15 protein-coding genes, 2 pseudogenes and 1 riboswitch are annotated in these 16,886 nt (G+C 60.0%); of the genes and pseudogenes, 11 read left to right on the forward strand and 6 right to left on the reverse strand.

Going from position 1 to position 16,886, the window contains the following annotated elements; genetic code table 11:
- The first annotated feature begins 10 nt into the window (after positions 1-10).
- From BLV27_RS17610 to BLV27_RS17620, 3 genes are all read left to right on the forward strand, one after another.
- On the forward strand, positions 11-1,267 hold the full coding sequence (locus BLV27_RS17610) for an NAD(P)-binding domain-containing protein (protein WP_092647810.1): 1,257 nt from the start codon (positions 11-13) through the stop codon (positions 1,265-1,267).
- 14 nt (positions 1,268-1,281) lie between these two features.
- Complete coding sequence (locus tag BLV27_RS17615) at positions 1,282-1,569, forward strand: hypothetical protein (protein ID WP_092647811.1); 288 nt, start codon at positions 1,282-1,284, stop codon at positions 1,567-1,569.
- 152 nt (positions 1,570-1,721) lie between these two features.
- Positions 1,722-2,171: an STAS domain-containing protein gene (locus BLV27_RS17620; protein ID WP_092647812.1), complete on the forward strand. Its 450-nt coding sequence runs from the start codon at positions 1,722-1,724 to the stop codon at positions 2,169-2,171.
- Between the two features lie 35 nt (positions 2,172-2,206).
- Here the strand turns inward: BLV27_RS17620 and BLV27_RS17625 are convergent, their stop codons facing one another.
- The 5 genes and pseudogenes from BLV27_RS17625 to BLV27_RS17645 all read right to left on the reverse strand — a co-directional run.
- Positions 2,207-2,434, reverse strand: a complete 228-nt coding sequence (locus BLV27_RS17625; RefSeq protein WP_244504740.1) for a hypothetical protein — start codon at positions 2,432-2,434, stop codon at positions 2,207-2,209.
- A 73-nt stretch (positions 2,435-2,507) separates the two neighbouring features.
- Positions 2,508-2,798, reverse strand: coding sequence for a DUF6127 family protein (locus tag BLV27_RS17630; protein WP_092647813.1), 291 nt, complete (start codon positions 2,796-2,798; stop codon positions 2,508-2,510).
- Between the two features lie 19 nt (positions 2,799-2,817).
- A complete protein-coding gene (locus BLV27_RS17635) occupies positions 2,818-3,894 on the reverse strand; it encodes a DUF2793 domain-containing protein (protein ID WP_092647814.1) in 1,077 nt (358 codons plus the stop codon).
- Between the two features lie 10 nt (positions 3,895-3,904).
- Positions 3,905-6,154: pseudogene (locus BLV27_RS17640) on the reverse strand (baseplate multidomain protein megatron); the annotation flags it as partial.
- Positions 6,150-6,623, reverse strand: a pseudogene (locus tag BLV27_RS17645) (protein NO VEIN domain-containing protein); the annotation flags it as partial. The pseudogenes BLV27_RS17645 and BLV27_RS17640, both read right to left, overlap by 5 nt.
- Positions 6,624-6,893: 270 nt before the next feature.
- Between BLV27_RS17645 and BLV27_RS17650 the strand changes: the two are divergent.
- The 6 genes from BLV27_RS17650 (at position 6,894) to BLV27_RS20140 (ending at position 14,003) form a co-directional block, all read left to right on the forward strand.
- The gene (locus BLV27_RS17650) at positions 6,894-8,315 is read left to right on the forward strand and encodes a tyrosine-type recombinase/integrase (RefSeq protein ID WP_244504742.1); all 1,422 of its coding nucleotides are present in this window, start codon (positions 6,894-6,896) and stop codon (positions 8,313-8,315) included.
- A gap of 634 nt (positions 8,316-8,949) precedes the next feature.
- On the forward strand, positions 8,950-9,141 hold the full coding sequence (locus BLV27_RS17660) for a helix-turn-helix transcriptional regulator (RefSeq protein ID WP_092647817.1): 192 nt from the start codon (positions 8,950-8,952) through the stop codon (positions 9,139-9,141).
- A 216-nt stretch (positions 9,142-9,357) separates the two neighbouring features.
- Entirely contained in the window at positions 9,358-10,509 is a 1,152-nt protein-coding gene (locus tag BLV27_RS17665; RefSeq protein ID WP_092647818.1) for a bifunctional DNA primase/polymerase, read from the forward strand.
- Between the two features lie 357 nt (positions 10,510-10,866).
- Positions 10,867-12,153, forward strand: a complete 1,287-nt coding sequence (locus BLV27_RS17670; RefSeq protein WP_092647819.1) for a hypothetical protein — start codon at positions 10,867-10,869, stop codon at positions 12,151-12,153.
- Between the two features lie 388 nt (positions 12,154-12,541).
- Positions 12,542-13,036: a terminase small subunit gene (locus BLV27_RS17675; RefSeq protein ID WP_170831510.1), complete on the forward strand. Its 495-nt coding sequence runs from the start codon at positions 12,542-12,544 to the stop codon at positions 13,034-13,036.
- Positions 13,037-13,433: 397 nt separating this feature from the next.
- A riboswitch (SAM-I-IV-variant riboswitch) is annotated at positions 13,434-13,535 on the forward strand.
- Between the two features lie 183 nt (positions 13,536-13,718).
- A complete protein-coding gene (locus BLV27_RS20140) occupies positions 13,719-14,003 on the forward strand; it encodes a hypothetical protein (RefSeq protein WP_092647821.1) in 285 nt (94 codons plus the stop codon).
- A gap of 68 nt (positions 14,004-14,071) precedes the next feature.
- On the opposite strand, the gene BLV27_RS17685 is transcribed toward BLV27_RS20140, so the two are convergent.
- Positions 14,072-15,523, reverse strand: coding sequence for a hypothetical protein (locus BLV27_RS17685; RefSeq protein WP_092647822.1), 1,452 nt, complete (start codon positions 15,521-15,523; stop codon positions 14,072-14,074).
- 230 nt (positions 15,524-15,753) lie between these two features.
- On the opposite strand from BLV27_RS17685, the gene BLV27_RS17690 reads away from it, so the two are divergent.
- Both BLV27_RS17690 and BLV27_RS17695 read left to right on the forward strand, forming a co-directional pair.
- Positions 15,754-15,999 (forward strand): terminase small subunit, encoded by a 246-nt coding sequence (locus BLV27_RS17690; protein ID WP_092647823.1) that lies wholly within the window; start codon positions 15,754-15,756, stop codon positions 15,997-15,999.
- A 111-nt stretch (positions 16,000-16,110) separates the two neighbouring features.
- Positions 16,111-16,293: a hypothetical protein gene (locus BLV27_RS17695; protein ID WP_139176744.1), complete on the forward strand. Its 183-nt coding sequence runs from the start codon at positions 16,111-16,113 to the stop codon at positions 16,291-16,293.
- The last annotated feature ends 593 nt before the right edge of the window (positions 16,294-16,886 follow it).

The raw sequence follows: 16,886 nt of genomic DNA on the forward strand, positions 1-16,886 counted from the left end.
AGATATCGACATGAAGCATATATGCACCGTTATTGTCGGCGCCGGGCAGGCCGGGCTCGCCATGAGCCGCTGCCTGAGCGACCAGTCCGTCCCCCATGTCGTGCTGGAACGCGGCGAGATCGCCAATTCCTGGAAGACCGAACGGTGGGACAGCCTGCGCCTGCTGACCCCGAATTGGCAGAGCCGTCTACCCGGGCAGCGCTACACGGGACCGGATCCCTACGGCTACATGACGATGCCGGAGCTGATCGGATATCTCGAAACCTATGCCAGCTCGAACCGTGCGCCGGTCGAGGAGCGCGTTCGCGTCACGTCGGTAAAGGCCGACGCAGGTGGCTACCGCGTCGCGACGAACCGCGGCGACTGGACCTGCGACAACATCGTCGTCGCGTCGGGTGCCTGCAATGTCGCCACCGTCCCGGCCTGCGCTTCGGAGCTGCCAGAGCATGTGACGCAGTTGACGCCACTCGACTACCGCCATCCCGCGCAGCTCGTCCCCGGCGGCGTTTTGATCGTCGGCGGATCGGCGACCGGGGTGCAGTTGGCGTCGGAGATCCGTCTAGCCGGGCACGACGTCGTCCTGTCCACCGGAGAGCACATCCGCGTTCCCCGCCACTACCGTGGCCGCGACCTCCAGTGGTGGATGGAGGAAAGCGGTCTCCAGGCGACCCCGATCACAGAGGTCGACGACATCGAGCGCGTGCGCCGGGTGCCATCGCTCCAACTGACGGGCCGCGGGGACAAGCGGTTCACCGACCTGAACGACCTGCAGGACCAAGGGGTGGAGATCGTCGGACGCATGGTCGGCCTTCGGAATGGCGTCGCGGCGTTCTCGGGGTCGCTCGGAAATGTCTGCGCGATGTCGGACCTGAAGATGAACCGCCTTCTGCGAACGTTCGACGCCTGGGCCGAGGGTGCGACCGGTCTTCGTGTGGGCCTCCCGGAGCGGTTCGAGGCGACGCGGGTGCCATCAGCTGCGCGCTTGTCGCTCGACCTCGCGTCAGGACGGTTCTCGACCGTGATCTGGGCGACCGGTTTCCGGCCCGACCATTCCTGGATCCAACTGCCGATCTTCGATCGGAAGGGCCGCCTCGTCCATGAAGGCGGAACCGTAGCGCCCGGCCTCTACGTCCTCGGCCTGCCCTTCATGCGGCGCCGCGATTCCGCAGCGCTTGATGGGGTCGGGTCGGACGCCCGATTCCTCGCCGATCACATCGTCCAGCACCGCGGCCGCCACGCTGCCCTCGCCGCTGTTGCGGCTCAATAAGGAAAATCACAGAAATGAACTCCTACAGGAATTATTCCACCTATGCCGCACGCCGCTACAATCGGTCGCATCTCATCGCTCTGGCAGGCGCGCGCGATGGCAGCCCTGCAGGTCTGAGGCGTCGCGAGCTCATCGAAGAAGCGCAGCAGCATGGACGCGCTCTCGCCGAACGCACAGCCCGGCTAACTGTGGTCGTCGGGCATTCCAACGGTGCACTTCTCGCGGTTGCGCTGGCCGGCATGGGCGAGGCGACTGCGGTCGGGCATGTCGCCCCAGCACAGCCACCTTCGGCGGCAGGTTAGCGTGCGGTCCGGCAATTCAGCACGGCAAGCAAGCAAGACGACCGGATCGGCATGATCCGGTCGCTCGTGCGGGTTCCGGTCCACCTTGCCACTCCACATGCAGCGGACGCCAAAGGCGAGCGCAATAGTTATCCGAACTGGAAGGAGCTACCATGGAACAGATAAATTTCCCGCGTCCAGGTGCGCTCGTAACAGCAATCGCTGGCAGAATGGACAGCAGTACTTCCGGAGGCCAGATCGACGCACTTGTCGAAGCGATTGATGCGTGCGACGGCGACCTGGAGTTGAGCCTTGCGGATGTCCCTCAGGTCACGGCGGCTGGTGTTCGCTGCTTGATAGTCGCCGCGAAACTCATGCAGTCCCAAGGCCGCAGGCTATGGTTGACCGAGCTTAGGCCAGATGTCGAAGAGTTTCTTCTCGGACGGGGGCATACCCATCTCCTCGGCTTGCAGCGCGCACCTAAGAACGCCCGGCCCTCTCAGCGACAACCTGCTCAAGCATCGGAATCAGAAAGGGCCGTCTTCAAACCCAAGCCGGTGCACGCCACTACGCTGTCTGGCGTTCACGTTTTGTCGGGCAAAAAGCTCTGGTTCAAAAAATGAGAATCTTGCATCAAATGCCTGCCCTAAGGGTGGTGTCAGACCAAATCGAACTTGTCCCTGCAAGGACAATTCGGCTGCCCTTTATGCAGCGCATTGAGCGGTTTGCCGAGCCGGTCGCGCAGCGTCTGCAGCTTGTCCAGTGCAGGTTCGTTGATCAGCAGCTTGCCGGTGCCGCGGCAGGCGATTTCGGCGGGCGAGAAGTTGGTCCAGCGCCAGGCATTCTCTGGCACGTCGCGCAAATGGTCGTAAAAGGTCGTGGTCATGATGTCCTCCAGAAACGAAAAACCCGCCACATGGGCGGGTTCAGGTTGGTGCGTGAATTGTCGCGATGGGCGGCTACGGACCGCCGCCGAAGATCTTCAGCTTGATCGCGATCCCGGCCAGTAGAGCCAGCATCACGCCGGTGGTGATCATGCGGACGGCCGTCTGCATCGCGGTGCGGCGTACGAGGCGGATGCAATCGAGCAGCGAACGCAGATCACGGATGTCCAGCGCGGCCTCTTCACCATCGAGGCCGACATCGGCGAGCGCGCGCTTGGCACCTTTCTCGGCAGCGCGTGCCAGTATGGCCTCGAACTCGGCGTCCGGCATGCGCACGAAACCCTGATCGGATCGGGGTGGTGTCATGGTTCAATCCTCCCGCTTATCAGCCGACCTTGCAGCCCCAGAAGGACGTGTGATCGGCGGCGAAATAGCCGTCCGCGACCCGGAAATACCCCTGCAGTTCAACGGTGTCGCCTGCAGTCAGCGGCACCATGGTTTGCAGCCAGATCGCGGTGGCCAGCGAAACATGGGTGGCAGAGATTTCGCCGAAGGAGCCCCGGATTTCTGTCGCACCGTTCAGCACCAGCCGCCCGCGCATGCGGGCCGTGGCGCTGGCGTTGATCTTGTAAAGCAGCGTCGCGCCGAAGAGGTAGGTACCGTCGACGGGCGCCACGAAGTGGTTGTTCGCCACGTCGAAGGCCCCCTGGTCATTGTAGTCGGTGTTGTTCAGGCCGATCTTCGTCCAGGTCCCGACGCCCACATAGTTGTCGTAGTTGGTGTAGGCCTTGAAGCGGGGCAGCTGCGGCTGGTCGATGATGCCATTGGCGTTGTCGACGCTCAGACCGTCGAAGAAGGTGCTGCCATCGGCCGAGACCGCGACCCGGAACCTGTCGGACCCGAACAGTCCCACCAGTGCCTTTGTCACGAAGTTGGTCTGCAAAGTCAGACCGAGGTCGTCGCCCGCAGCCTCCTTGTTCATGGTGTAGAAAAGATCGCCGGTCCCGCCTTCTGCCACAGTCTTCGCGGTCCAGAGCGCAGCGTTCAGCTTGGCCGAAAACGGATTGGCGGCGTCAGCGGTGGTGCCCAACCCCAGAAGCGACAGGTTTTGCAGCGTCGCAGGCGTCGTGCCAATCCACCCCGCGCCGTCGTAGACCAGCAGCAGCGTCTCGTCCTCGACCCATGCGCGCCAGCCGATGCGTGGCGGCAGGCGAAGCCAAGCCCCGTCGGTGAATAGTGCCACGTTCGCGTCCCACCCCGTCCAGTGACTGGTCCCGCCGCTCGCCACGATATGGCGGTCGCCATCGGCAGGGCTGCCGGGCGGCGCGGTCAGGTCGCGGTCGAGAACGGAGAGCTGCACGAGCCCGTCGAGGAGCCGCAATGACTCGTTGTGGGTGACATGCTTCTGGGCCTGCGCCGCCAGAATGTAGGGGAGCAGCAGTTTGGTCGTGGCATCGGACATGAGATGGCCTTCAGAATGTGAGCGTGACGGTTTTGGCCGCACCCCGCCCGATCAGGGCGGAGAGCTGGGAGATGCGAACTGTCAGCGTGTCGCCGGGCTCGAACAGCGCGCCCCAATCGGTGGTTTGCTGGGCGGCCGTGTAGATCGCGCTTGTTGTGGGCGCACTCAGCACCCGCTTCACCGTGCTGCCATCGAGGATCTCGACCTCGTAGGCTTCCAGTTCCTCGGTTAGAGGCACCTCAACTGCGCCCCAGCTGTCGGCAGAAAGCGCTCGGGACCGGCGCGTCCAGCGGATGGTCAGATCGCCGGGCGTGCGGGGGCGACGCCACGGCTGCTGGACATGGGCGACGGAGAACGGCCGCAGACCCACGCCAACCGGTGTGAAGGAGGCGGCGACATAGGTCTCGTCGCTGACAGACCGGCTTGCGGGACCGATGCGCCAGTTCCAAGGAAGCCCGAGATCGGCCTCGGCGATTGGTAGTGATGCCAGAGCCTCGTCGAGAACTATGACCCGTGCGCCTGCAGGAGCCGGATTGGCCATAGCCGCTTCCGTGCCGCGCTGTCCTCGCAGGAGCCGCGTCAGCCTATAACGGTCCGGCGCGATCAACTCGGCTGCGCTCGCCTGCACGATTTCCAAAGTACCGGGCGTGCTTTCCACGGCTAATGCATTGGCCCCGCCGAACAGCGTCAGGTCAGTGACGCTTTCCAGCGTACCGGAGAGCAGATCAATCACCAGCGCATTACCGAGATCGAAGCGCGAGGTCGGGCCTGCGAAGAAATCCGAGACCAGCGTCCCGATCCGGGCACGGCCACCAAATGTCGTCAGCAACTCGAACCCGTCCGTCGACGGGCTGCGGTAGACCGCCATCTCGCCGGGCCATGGTATGGCATGGGCGGCGATCAGCGGCCGATGCGCAGGCTGATCCTCAGTCAACTGAGGCAGGTCCAGCTGCACGACCTCGGGTGCGCCGAACACTACGGCCTTCGAGAGTGAGGACGGTCTTGGCGATCCGGGCGGAAGGTCGTGGGCTTCCCGATCCTGACGGACGGCCTCGATGCCGCGTGCCTCGGCATCCGCGATGGAGACCAACCGAAGCGGGATGTGCCGCTGGTCATGTTCCAGCGTAACAACGTCCGCCGGATCAAGCGCCAGCCGCGACGGTGGCAGACGAAACGCGGCCGTCTCTCGCCCAGTCCAGGCTTCCATTAGTGCCCGGCGGCAGCGACGTTCGGCTTCCTCTGGCGGGACTGCCATTGGAAAACTTTCCGAGGCAATCCGGGTTGTGTCCACGGTGATGCGTCGCGCCTCGACGAGGGCCGCGTCGTAATCCTCGTCGGCCCGCGCCACCTGCCATTTCAGAGCCTGCGGCAGTTCGGTCTCCTGCGCGCGGGTCAGTTCGATCACATCGCCTTCGCGGGCGGCCACCAGATCGTCATGGGTTACGTTTGCCACGGAGGCGCGCCCCCGCACGACAAACCGGATCACGCCCTCGGTTTCGACAGCGTCGAAGCCGAAATGCCGCGACAGCGTGGTGATCGAGGCGCGCGGGCTTTCAAGCGCGCCAATCGCGTAGCCTTCGACTGCGCCCCACAGGCCGGTGACGTCGGTCCGGGTCTCCGGCAATCCGGCCCGCAGGCAGAGATGCCGGACGAGCGCGGCCAATGAGACCGCTCCCAGCCGTCCCGTCAGCCAGTGACCGAGCCGCCAGTTCGCGCCATCGGTCCAGACGTCTGTAAGTGCCGGAAAGAACGGATACGGCCGCGCGTCCCATGTCCAGGCGGCGCATTCCGGTACATGGACCATGCGCCCGCCGTAGACGCCGGACACGGGATTGTTCGCGGCATCACCCCACCAGAGGTATGTCGCCTCGAGATAGGCCCGCTGGATCGCGTCGTCCCGCCAACCCCGCGAGAAATGCGGCGTAAAGCTCTCGGACGACTTCGGGTCGAAGAAGACGTTAGGCTGGTTGGTGCCGCGGTCGATGGCCGGACACCCAAGCTCGGTGAACCAGATCGGCTTGGACTGTGGTACCCATGCCGTCGGCGTCCCGCTCTCCACCCCACCAGGGCGGTTGTAATGTGCGTTTGACCACCAGGCGCGCAGATCCTTGTAGCGGAACACCCACGGCTTGCTGGCGGCGCCATCGGTGATCGCGGTGCGGACCTGAGCGGCGCGATCAGCCACGGAGCCATAGAACCAGTCGAAACCTTCGCCGCCGGCAATGTTCCTCTGGAGATAGGCGCGGTCATAGATCGCGGGCCAGGGCCCGGTTGCGTTCGTCTCGACCCGCCACGTCGAATTTTCGGGCGACATGCAGCATCTGCTCCAGTTCTTGCGGCGGCGGCTGGTTCGACAACGTCGGTGAAGGTCCAATCCAGATCTGCGCAGCCTCGCGCAAACCATTTGCTGGTCGCGAGCCCGGCATCCGCCCAAGCCAGGCCGGGTTCCATGCCAACCAACGCGCCACAGCATCGACCAAGGTAATCTGGAAATTGAACGCTGGCTTGTAGCCGGGGATCCAATCTTCACCGAGCCCCTTCAGCACCGCGCTGATGTTCTGATGCTTGAACTCGATCGAGCCTTCCGTTCGGCTCCGCAAAAGGGGCATCAAACTGCGCCGGTGCTGAGCCTTGTTGTAGGGACGGCCCGCCATGTCCTCGGCCAGCATCGCGAAGTAATCCGCGACGATCAGGTCGTTTTCTTCATCGGTCCAGGGCCCATTCGACATGCCGCCAGGCTATGAGCGGAAAGTCTGTTTGTCATCAAAGACTTCTCGCGACCTTTCGCACTGCTTCGAAGAACCACGCCGCCTTCGGGTGTCTCTGATCGTTTCGATAGCGGTCAAGCCCGCCTCAACTGCGGCGCAATCAAAATTATCCAAGTTACTGAAAATACGCCTATTTTTGAATCCGTCTCGATTTGGGTGAAGGGCGGGTGAAAAGAGACGCGGGGCGTTCAGAGACCGATTTCGGCCAAAGCCCTAGTCTCCGAAAGTCGGATGGCATCGCTAAACCCCTTTGAAACAAAAAGAAAAAAGGCCCGCATCGGGGCCTCGTCTCGGGTTCGCGAATGGTTTGTGGCGGACAGGAAGTCCGCCATCAACTATTCCGAAGCCATCCAGAAAGGTGCAATTCTTACAGATAAGCATATGTTCTTTATAGGTTGTACTTCCGAAATCATCTCGGACGTGTCAGGGTGTTCTTGCATGATTTTGGGGACAGAAATGGGGACAGGTGTGCCGACCAAACGACTTACGGCGGCTCAGGTGCGCGCGGCTTCCAAGCCGGGCAAATACTACGACGAGCACGGGCTCTTCATGCGAGTTGAAGCATCTGGGTCAAAGCGTTGGGTCCAGCGCTTGACCGTGAATGGCAGATCCCGGGAGATCGGTCTGGGCTCGGCAGAGCTTGTATCTTTAGCGGAAGCGCGGGCTCAGGCCTACGACAACCGCAGGTTGGCGCGTCAGGGTGGCGATCCAATCGCAGCACGTGCCAGATCAAAGGCCGTACCTACATTTGAGCAAGCGGCGCATGAAGTGTACGAGGCCCACCGGCCAACGTGGAAAAATGCCAAGCACGCGGCTCAGTTCATCAGTACACTGGAGACATATGCGTTCCCAACGCTCGGCTCCAAGCCGGTTGCAGAGGTGACAACGTCTGACATCCTCACTGTGCTTTCGCCAATTTGGACCTCTAAGACGGAAACGGCACGCCGTGTACGTCAACGCATAGGGACAATCATGCGTTGGTGCGTGGCCAAAGGCTACCGACCGGACGATCCAACATCATCAGTGCATCTTGCGCTGCCTCAAGTGAAATCCAAAGTCGCGCACCGCCGGGCTCTGCCCTACGACGAAGTCGCAACTTGCCTGTCCACCGTTCAGGCCTCGGGGGCCAGCACATCGACCAAGCTCGCCCTCGAGTTCCTGATTTTGACAGCTGCTCGCTCTGGGGAAGTTAGAGGTGCCATCTGGGCGGAGATCGACCTGACGCAGGGCGTCTGGGTCGTCCCGGCTGAGCGCATGAAGGCCGGCGCGGAGCACAAGGTCCCTCTGAGCCCCAGAGCTCTAAAAATCCTCGAGGAGGCCAAGTGCCTTTCGGATGGCTCGGACTTGGTCTTTCCCGGCATGAAGCCGGGACGCCCGCTGTCCGACATGACGCTCTCCAAGCTGATCAAGGAGCTCGGATATCAGGCGGATGTGCACGGGTTCCGGACCTCTTTCAGGACATGGGCGCAGGAAAAGACCAACCTTCAGGGCGAGGTCGTTGAGAAGGCACTGGCGCATGCTGTCAAAAACAAGGTGGAGGCGGCGTACGCGAGATCAGACCTGTTCGAAAAAAGGCGCGTACTGATGGCGGCTTGGGCGGATTACCTGTCAGGGCAAGAAGGCACGGTCGTGCCGCTGCGAGAGCAGGTATGAGAGCGCCCAACGTTACCGCAGCACGAGCATGGGCCGGTGGCTACGTCGGGTCGTGCGTGAAGCCGAGAGCGGATGGACTGCTCTCAAACGCCAGCTGGTACGAGCGCGAGCTGCTGCAAGAAGCACTTGGGATAACAGAAGACGGCGGGGCTTACGACGTGCCCTTCATAGCTGGACATGCTCTTCGTGAACGCGCTCAGACCAACAAGGCTGCGCACAGCCTCGCTCGCATGATTGCTGGGCAGAACGAGGCGATGGGCGTGGAGGTGCCTGAGCCACTTCAGGACATCGCCACGGGCCGAATTCCGCGCCCGAAAAAACGAGGTAAGACCGGTGCAGAGAACGGGGTTAGGGACTTGGTTTTCAAAATCATGGCTGGCCACCTGCAGCGGGGATTTTCGTTGCCATTGGGGCGAAACGACGCTTCGCCAAGTAGCAGGCAGCCCGCGTCAGCGTGCGAGATCATTCGCGATGCATTCCGCGAACATGACCTACCGGTACCCGACGACCGATCCATCGAGAAGGCCATAGGCCGATGCGACTAGATCGGCCGTAGCGGTGGGGCTGAATTAAGTCCCACGCGCTCATCGGCATTGTTCGCAATTCTCAGGTCCACATCAGAAGGACTGAGAAAATGACCAATCAAATACTACGGCTCCCCGACGTCCGACGCCTTACCGGACTGTCGACCTCGACGATCTACGCGATGATGGCAGAGGGCCGGTTTCCGCGCCCCGTACGGCTCGGAAAACGGGCTGTTGGCTGGCCCAGCGATACGATGAACAAGTGGCTGACAAGCAGGAACTTGACGCGAGAGGGACAGTGACCATGTCTCATCGCGAACGCGACGATAGCTACCATGATGTGGTCGCTCAGCTTTCAAGCCGGCTGCGTGTGATAACATGCGAAGACAAAATCCAGTGGATTTTGCAGAAACGAGACGGCTTCAGGTCCGGCAAGCCGCGATGGACCGGTATCAGCTTTTGCACGACCAAGAGGGCTCTACTCCGAGAAAGCCGGCGGCATCTCAGGCGCTTCGGCGATGACCCGCAGCTTGCCGATGGCAAGCTGGGATTTCTACCATCAACCTTCGAGGAGCATCGCGATGACAGCTCCTTCGTTTAAGCAACCTCCGCACGATCTGGTTTCAGAAGCTAAGCGCCTGCATGGGCTCGGCTTCAGCTTGCTGCCGCTCCGAGGAAAAACGCCGCTAGTGACGTTCGGAACTTGCTCCAAGCTGCCTTTGAATGTCACCGTCGACCGGCTACTGGATGGACGTGCGGATGCGGTCGGTATTCGGCTTAAGGATTTGCTCGTCGTGGACATCGACACTCATGACGGGACCCAGAAGAAAGAGATGGAAAAACGTTTTGGCGTTACTGCGGTCATCACCCGAACGCCCCGCGGCTACCACCTTTACTATTTGCGTGGCCGTGGCCCAGTACCCAACCTCAAGTCTGAGGGTCTGCCCGTCGATGTGAAGACTGGGGGCAACGCGTTTGTCGTTGCTGCCGGAACGATGCGTGTAAATGGCGATAAGTACGTCGCCATCGGCCAGCCGTTAAGCCGCAGCATCCTGCGCGAGCACAAGCACCAAGTTACTGTGACGCCCAAAACCAATGCGACGTCTGAGCGTGGCGGGACGTTTAAACGCACCTACAACGGCTTGGTGCCCAAAGGGCACCGGCACAACCACCTCATAAGTCTGGCTCGAGAATACGTAGAGGCTGTTCAAAGCGAGACCGAGCTCAACAAAAATCTGATTGCAGAGCGTGACCATGCTTGCGCGGACCCGGTCACGTTTTCGGATGACGAAGTAGGGAAAATCTCCGCGTTTTTTTGGAAAAAGCGCTTGGAAAATGGCCTGTTCAGTTCCAAAGACAGCAGCTTTCGTATGCGGCGTACCGCCTTGGATTGCCTCAACGGAAACACAGACGCGATAGCGCTCCTGACGATCCTTGAATCTCAGCATGGTCATACGGCTGGCAAAAAGTTCTCTCTTGATCAAGCCGGGATGAAGCGGTCGGGGCTCATTAACATGGGCCGAGACCGCTTTCGTGCAGCTGTGACGGCGTTGCTTGAGGCTGGGCTTATGGAGGTTGCGAAGGAGTATTTTGCCGGCAGTCAGAAACGGCAATATCGGCTGCGTCGCGCTCACTCGCTTGGTTCCAACGTGGTCGATCTGCCGCGCTGATGCGCGGCGGCCCGGGCAGGGGGGCATCTATGTCCTACTTATGTTGACAGGTTTCCGTTTCCCGGTGACTGCGCTCGGCATTTTCCTCAATCCGACAGAGCGAGCTGCTCGTTGACGCTTTAAGAGCCGCTCAGACCTCCGGCTGAGCGGCTTCTTCATGTGCTATGGGGGAATACTGCTGCAGAAGCACGCCCTTGGCTCAGCCGGAGCTCTGAATGTCAGTGCGCGGGTTGAGATGCGCGCCCTCTTGTCTTCCAATTTTGGGATGCTCAGGCGGGACAGGCCTAGATCAATCGATCATGGGCACGTAGCGTTACCCAAATCGAAAAGCACAAGCGAACGGAGACCTAGGCCGCGATGAAGATCGGAGAGATATTTCGAGATGCCCGTCCCAAAGATCCTACCGCTGAAATCATTAATGGCTACCCAAACGTCTACTACCATACAGCGACGCCCGGCCAGAAACTGATCCCCTTCGAAAGCGGTATTAACAGAATTGCCGAGGTCGCTGGACCCGATGGGGTGCGGCGGCCTGCCATCATTGTCACCAGCAGCCCTCATAAGATTGGCAGCGTGGAAACGCCATGGCAGGACTTTTTCGATCCGGACAATGGGCACGTAAGGTACTACGGTGACAACAAAACCCCCGGGCGTGATCCAGCGCTTGCTGCCGGCAACAAGGCCATGCTGGATGCTAAGCGGCTGCAGGATGCGATGGAGCGAGATATCCGTCAGTTAGCGCCTCCAATCATCCTCTTTCGTCGCATGACTGTGAACGGCAAGGCGAAGGGGTTTCCCTCTTTTCAGGGGGTCGGACTGATAGATCGCGCAGAGCTCATATCGCAGTACGACGGCCAAAATGGGTGCTCATTTCCCAACTACGCGTTCGACATTGTGGTTCTGGACTTGGCTCCGGAATTTGAGGAGTTCGATTGGCGTTGGGTTTCAGATCGCCGTGATGCCGCTCTCTCCCGTCGCAATACAGAAAAATTTGCCCCAAGTGCCTGGAAGGCATGGGTGAAAGAAGGGGAAGATGCCCTGCCGAAGGTGCGCAGACAGGTCACCAAGTTGATGACAACGCCAGTGGCAGAGCAGCGCCCACCAACAGGGTCTCGGGAGGCTGCCGCACTCGACCAGATTTACCGGTTTTATGAGGGCAGGAAGCACCGCTTCGAGATATTGGCCGCTCGTGTGGCGGGACGCATCTTCAAGGAGAGCGGAGGCACATTCCACTTCGGGTGGGTGACCAGACCATCTTCCGATGGCGGTGCCGATTTCATAGGACGACTGGACATTGGATCCGGATTTTCAAAGGTGAAGCAGGTCGTTTTCGGTCAAGCCAAGTGCGAGAGCCCGGAGAGCACCACAAGTGGACGCGATATCGCCCGAACAGTCGCCCGCCTTAGGCGCGGCTGGATAGGTGCCTATGTCACGCTTGGAGCGTTTTCGCTTCCGGTCCAGCGAGAAGTCATTGATGACGAGTACCCACTGTTGCTCGTGCCGGGGGAGCGGGTCGCGCGTGAGGTTATGAGCGCAGCAACTGCCGCGGGATGCAGCAGCGTCTCCGAGTACCTCGAACTGGTAGACGCCCAGTACGAAGACGCACTTGTCGATAGGCGTCCTGAGCAGGTACTTCGTCAGTGAACCGTCAGGGTATTGAGGATGCCCTGTTTTCCAAGGAAAGAACCATAAAACAGTGTCATTTGATCGGAGCGGTGCATTAACTGGCATGCCTGGCGCAGTCGCGGAGGGGTCGCTTTGCTGGGCGACAGGCAATATGGGCCGGGTCTGTGATGACGTAGGGGGGCAGGTGCCCCCACCTACCCCCACCCCGCTGTATGCAGGCCTTGCGGCCCTCCACCTGCATGCTGATCTGCGCGAACAAACAGCGTAGATCGGGAGACTCCAAAAAATAATTTGCAGAAAATGGTCGTAGGTAGCGCGACTGATGGATCTCATGCGGCAGCGAACAAATCCTTCCGGACGGTGGGTTGGTTTGCTGGATCAAGCGCGGTACTATGTGTCAGCAATTATGACCTATGGGGTACTTGTGGTGCGTATTGCGGAAGTCGAGAAAGCGCCCACTCGATTGGTGTCTGCACCAGTGTGGTCGGGTCTGACAGAGAAGCAGGAGCGCTTCGCGCTGCTGGTGTCGGACGGACTGAATTACAGTGCTGCTTACCGCGAGGTGTACGACGCCTCGGCGATGTCCGCTCCCTCGATCTGGCGCGAAGCTCATCGGGTCAGCCGGAACCAGAGGGTGGCTGCACGCATCGCTGACCTGATAGCAGAACGGCAGCAGGAAGGCCGCCTCCGGGCCCAGACGCGCGCGAGTAGGATCATGGCTCAGCTGGAGGAGCTGATGGCATCTGCTAAGACCGATAGCGGTCGGCTAAGGGCTGCTGAGCTCCTCGGTAAGAGCGTGGGCCTCTTCCGTGACGTACTGCAAACCCGCAATGGAGGCGGGGAGACGCTGGCGGAGCTTGAGGCAAAGCTGAACGCTCTGATCACTCGAAATACAGGATGACCTCAACCCCATTGGGGCCCCAATTTGCCCCACGTACCCTTCGCGGTGATCGGGATTGGGGAACTACCCGAAAGATCGTTGTCTTGCCTAGGTGCGCCGTTTTCGAGGTCTAGGCCCCTCAATCCACAACAGCCCTTTAGCTCTTGTACCGGAATGATCGTACGGGGGGCGCTTGCAGAAAAAGGGGGCGGGGTCGCTCCCACCTATCGCCACTCCCTATATCTCAGGTCCGGTTGGCTCCTGCGCCTCCATGGCATTCGCCTTGAACAATCAGCGTAGGTTCAGGAGATGCAGAAAAATCTCATTTTTAGATGCGTACTGCGGGTCGCAGCTAAGCCGCCAGTTTTGACGCCGATCACTTCGACCTTGAAGATCAGCGGGCCCACAGGCACCTAGTTGCTTGCATCAAGATTGAGGCGTTGCCTCTACCAACCTGCCAGCCCGGCAAGGTGGTTGCCCGAGAGGGGATGTGGCCGACATGGCAACGAGAGGGTGGCCCCGCCCTGATCAACAGCACGTCCGCGCCCGACGACAGCAATCCTTTCAGCGTCTGGCTGTATGAGGCGACCCCCGGTGTGTACCGGCAGGAACACCGACCGGCCCCGTCGCTGCCCGCTGATGACAAGCTGTCGTAGATCGAAGCGAACCCCGGAGCGAAGTAAGGCATCGGCGCGGAAGTCAAATGGCTGGAAGCGCAGGCGCGTCGCGCCATCGCGCGCGCAGCGGTTTGCCCCTGACGACTTTCCGCCTACACAACGGGAACGAACGGGTCAGCGGTGAAACCCTTGACCTGCTTCTGACCGTCGACGAATGGCTAGACTGCGAGACGGATGATCTTCCGCCCCGATCCGGCGCGCCTGAGGTTGGAGTCAATCTTGGCGGCTCCGCGTCGATGTCTGCAGCTTCGTTCTACTGGCCGGAAACTGGTCGCCTTGAATGCATCGCTCGCACCGTTCGGCGAGCGTAACGCATTCTCGAAACTCGGTTTCACAGTCGCTACTAAGTTCGGCTCTATCGCCACGATCGAGTTTCGCATTAATTTGCCTGCATCAATCCAATAAGCAAGACCATGATTACAAGCCCTACAGCAACAAAGATGCGTTCCTGCTTCAGCTGTCGCTGTACCTCCAGCCTCCGCTGTAATTCTTTATCCTTCAGCTTCTGCGGTCGCTGTTCCTTCAGCTTCCGCTGTCGCTCTGCCTCCAGCGCCCGCTGTGGCTCTTCCTCCAGCCACCGCTGTTGCTCTTCCTCCAGCCTCCGCTGTCGCTGTTCCTCCAGCTTCCGCTGTCGCTCTTCCTCCAGCTTCCGCTGTCGCTCTGCCTCCAGCTTCCGCTGTCGCTCTGCCTCCAGCGCCCGTTGTCTCTCCTGTTCTTCTAGTTTTCTCTGCGCTTCAAAAGCGATTGTCCTAGCGGTCAAGCCATAAGTTTCTTCTATTCGCCCGATGATTTCTGACAGGGGGACAGCGTCACCTAAGGTCTCATAAACCTTCTGAAACTCCAGCTCTGCACTACGGCTGATTGTTCGGACTTCTTCCAGTGCATCGTTCGCAGCCTCATCGTCGTATGGCCGCTGTTCCTTCTTGAAATCTTCTTCAAGTGAGACGCCTGTCTTCTGCGCATCGCTGCGAGGATCGCGTTCCAGACTTTCAAGGAAACGACGCTGGAACCGAACCGGCAGTGCCTGAGCCTTCGTCCATGCTTCCAGCACGTCTGGCCTATATTTAGTTGCCATCTGCGCTTTAGGGAATCCGCCGAGGTTAATTTCATCGTCTTTGGTCGGCTGATCGGAAACCGCCTCTACTTCCTTGGTTGGCACCTCATCAGCGTTCTCGGTCTGATCAGCCCGAGCGATTGGTCGATCTGATTGTGAAGGTTGCGCTTCTACGTGATCGCCCGGATTTGCGCCAACTGTCGCCTCTCGTTCTGACGCTTTAGGTGCGGTGGCATTTGCATTTGATACCTGCCGGGAGGAAATGCGCGCATCTTGAGATCGATCAACCGCCGCCGGAATGACCTTCTTGGCAGGCTCTTCATGTTGAGGCATCTCCATACGCTGATTAAGCGGAATATACTTGTATGCAGGGTCATCCTTCTGTTTGGCGTCTTCGCCACTTGCGGCGGATGAGGGCAGGGACATCTTCAAGTAGCGAGCGCGTAGAGCTACGCCTAACCAGAGCGGAACGGTGATTAAGGCGTTCAGAAGCAATTCCTCAGGGGAGAACCCCGGCTGAATGGAGAGTTGGCTGGCACTGTTGTGGACAAATACGGCCAAGGCTGCCTGTATCGCTGCCATTCCAAAGCCTAGGCCTTCTATGAAGGCCGGATTTCCTCGGAATGCATGGTATGCAACCATTGTCCACATAGCTGCGGGAAACATGGTGGTTTGGCCGCCGCCGAACAAATCCCTGATCACACCATAAAGGATAAGGTGCATAAGAACCATGAAGACTGCTATGGAGAAGAGCCCCCAAAGGCGCTTGTGTTTCATGTCCGTAACCTTCTGTTTCGAAGCCTTTACGGTATCACGTCGAGACGGTCGTTCAAGCGCACCGCCAGCCTCATGCTGAGCTTCAGTTGAGCGGGTAGGGTTCTAGCGTTAATGGGGTGTTCTGGAGTCGATCGGGAAAAGGGCCGATGCGGTTCAATGTAAAGCGGGGCATCTTTAAAGTGCATCTATGATCGATAGTTCGCGTCAGAAGCGCTGAACTGGAGGCATCAATGATCAAGCTGACGGAAGACACGAAACAGATCATTTCGCGGCAGTCGGCACCTGTCTGGGAGGGCCTGACGAAAAAGCAGGAGCGTTTCGCGCATCTCGTGGCAGAGCAGCTGAATTTCAGCGCTGCCTATCGCGAAACCTACGATGCCTCACGGATGAAGCCGCCGTCGATCTGGCGCGAAGCACACCGGCTTAGCAGAAACGAGAAGGTGGCGGCCCGGATCGAAGAGCTTGTGGCCCTCTAGGGGCAGGAGGATGAGGCCGATGCTCCTTCCCGCGGTAGACGGATCGTCGCGCAGCTCGAAAAGATCATGCGGCAGGGGCGTACGGAAACTGCCCGACTGAGGGAGGCAGAATTGCTCGGGAAGACCGTTGGTCTGTTCAGCACGAAGATCGCCAAGGAGCGCCCGCAGGAGCGCTCAATAGCATATCTCGAGGCGAAGCTTGAGAAGCTGTTAAAACGCTCAGGTGTGCCTGTCGAGATGGAAGGAGAAACCAAGGATATTGCAGAATACGCGAGGAAATCGGCAGTGGATTAGAGCGAGACGGGCCCCTCGCAGGTATCCGCTGCGATACGCAGCGTCTTGGCGTAGTCAGTTTAAGGGCGCTCCCGCGGAGGTTTTGTCGGTTGTGTCAGTTCTGTCAGCAGGCCTTCTTGCAACGGTGTCCTTGTGGTCGGACAGTTCAGCCACGCTTCTCGAGAGCCTAGGTGTTTGATCCCACGGTTTGATGGTGCGATCCTTTCTCATGCTTGGAAGGATGCATTATGGGACAAGTTCGTCACGGGAGCGCCACGACCACGTACGCCGCCAGAGCTGCAATACAGCGATCCACTGCCCGGCGGGGGTGCTGTCATTTGTGGACGGCTCCGTTTTTGCAAGGGTTGATTTGAGCTGATGTTGATCGTTGCAGGTTGCGGTCATTTGTCCGGCCTTTGTGCGCGGTACGTCTGACCGCTGGCCCTGATGAAGTCCGCATGCCAGGTCCCAATCAGACTATCGAGCTGTGACGCCCTGACAGCACCTCGGGGTGTCCCGGCAGCGGTCCCGTTCGATCATCATCACTCATCTCTGCCCTTGCATCTCATCGCGGCGTTTCGGGTGCCGCTATCTCCTCCTACGTTCAGACTGAC

It is taken from the genome of Jannaschia faecimaris (assembly GCF_900107415.1).
GTDB lineage: Bacteria > Pseudomonadota > Alphaproteobacteria > Rhodobacterales > Rhodobacteraceae > Jannaschia > Jannaschia faecimaris.

What these genes read in the sequence shown, in the direction of transcription:
- BLV27_RS17610 (WP_092647810.1), top strand. Translation starts at nt 11, where the DNA reads ATGAAGCATATATGCACCGTTATTGTCGGCGCCGGGCAGGCCGGGCTC.
- BLV27_RS17615 (WP_092647811.1), top strand. Translation starts at nt 1,282, where the DNA reads ATGAACTCCTACAGGAATTATTCCACCTATGCCGCACGCCGCTACAAT.
- BLV27_RS17620 (WP_092647812.1), top strand. Translation starts at nt 1,722, where the DNA reads ATGGAACAGATAAATTTCCCGCGTCCAGGTGCGCTCGTAACAGCAATC.
- BLV27_RS17625 (WP_244504740.1), bottom strand. Translation starts at nt 2,434, where the DNA reads ATGACCACGACCTTTTACGACCATTTGCGCGACGTGCCAGAGAATGCC.
- BLV27_RS17630 (WP_092647813.1), bottom strand. Translation starts at nt 2,798, where the DNA reads ATGACACCACCCCGATCCGATCAGGGTTTCGTGCGCATGCCGGACGCC.
- BLV27_RS17635 (WP_092647814.1), bottom strand. Translation starts at nt 3,894, where the DNA reads ATGTCCGATGCCACGACCAAACTGCTGCTCCCCTACATTCTGGCGGCG.
- BLV27_RS17650 (WP_244504742.1), top strand. Translation starts at nt 6,894, where the DNA reads ATGGCATCGCTAAACCCCTTTGAAACAAAAAGAAAAAAGGCCCGCATC.
- BLV27_RS17660 (WP_092647817.1), top strand. Translation starts at nt 8,950, where the DNA reads ATGACCAATCAAATACTACGGCTCCCCGACGTCCGACGCCTTACCGGA.
- BLV27_RS17665 (WP_092647818.1), top strand. Translation starts at nt 9,358, where the DNA reads ATGACCCGCAGCTTGCCGATGGCAAGCTGGGATTTCTACCATCAACCT.
- BLV27_RS17670 (WP_092647819.1), top strand. Translation starts at nt 10,867, where the DNA reads ATGAAGATCGGAGAGATATTTCGAGATGCCCGTCCCAAAGATCCTACC.
- BLV27_RS17675 (WP_170831510.1), top strand. Translation starts at nt 12,542, where the DNA reads ATGACCTATGGGGTACTTGTGGTGCGTATTGCGGAAGTCGAGAAAGCG.
- BLV27_RS20140 (WP_092647821.1), top strand. Translation starts at nt 13,719, where the DNA reads ATGGCTGGAAGCGCAGGCGCGTCGCGCCATCGCGCGCGCAGCGGTTTG.
- BLV27_RS17685 (WP_092647822.1), bottom strand. Translation starts at nt 15,523, where the DNA reads ATGAAACACAAGCGCCTTTGGGGGCTCTTCTCCATAGCAGTCTTCATG.
- BLV27_RS17690 (WP_092647823.1), top strand. Translation starts at nt 15,754, where the DNA reads ATGATCAAGCTGACGGAAGACACGAAACAGATCATTTCGCGGCAGTCG.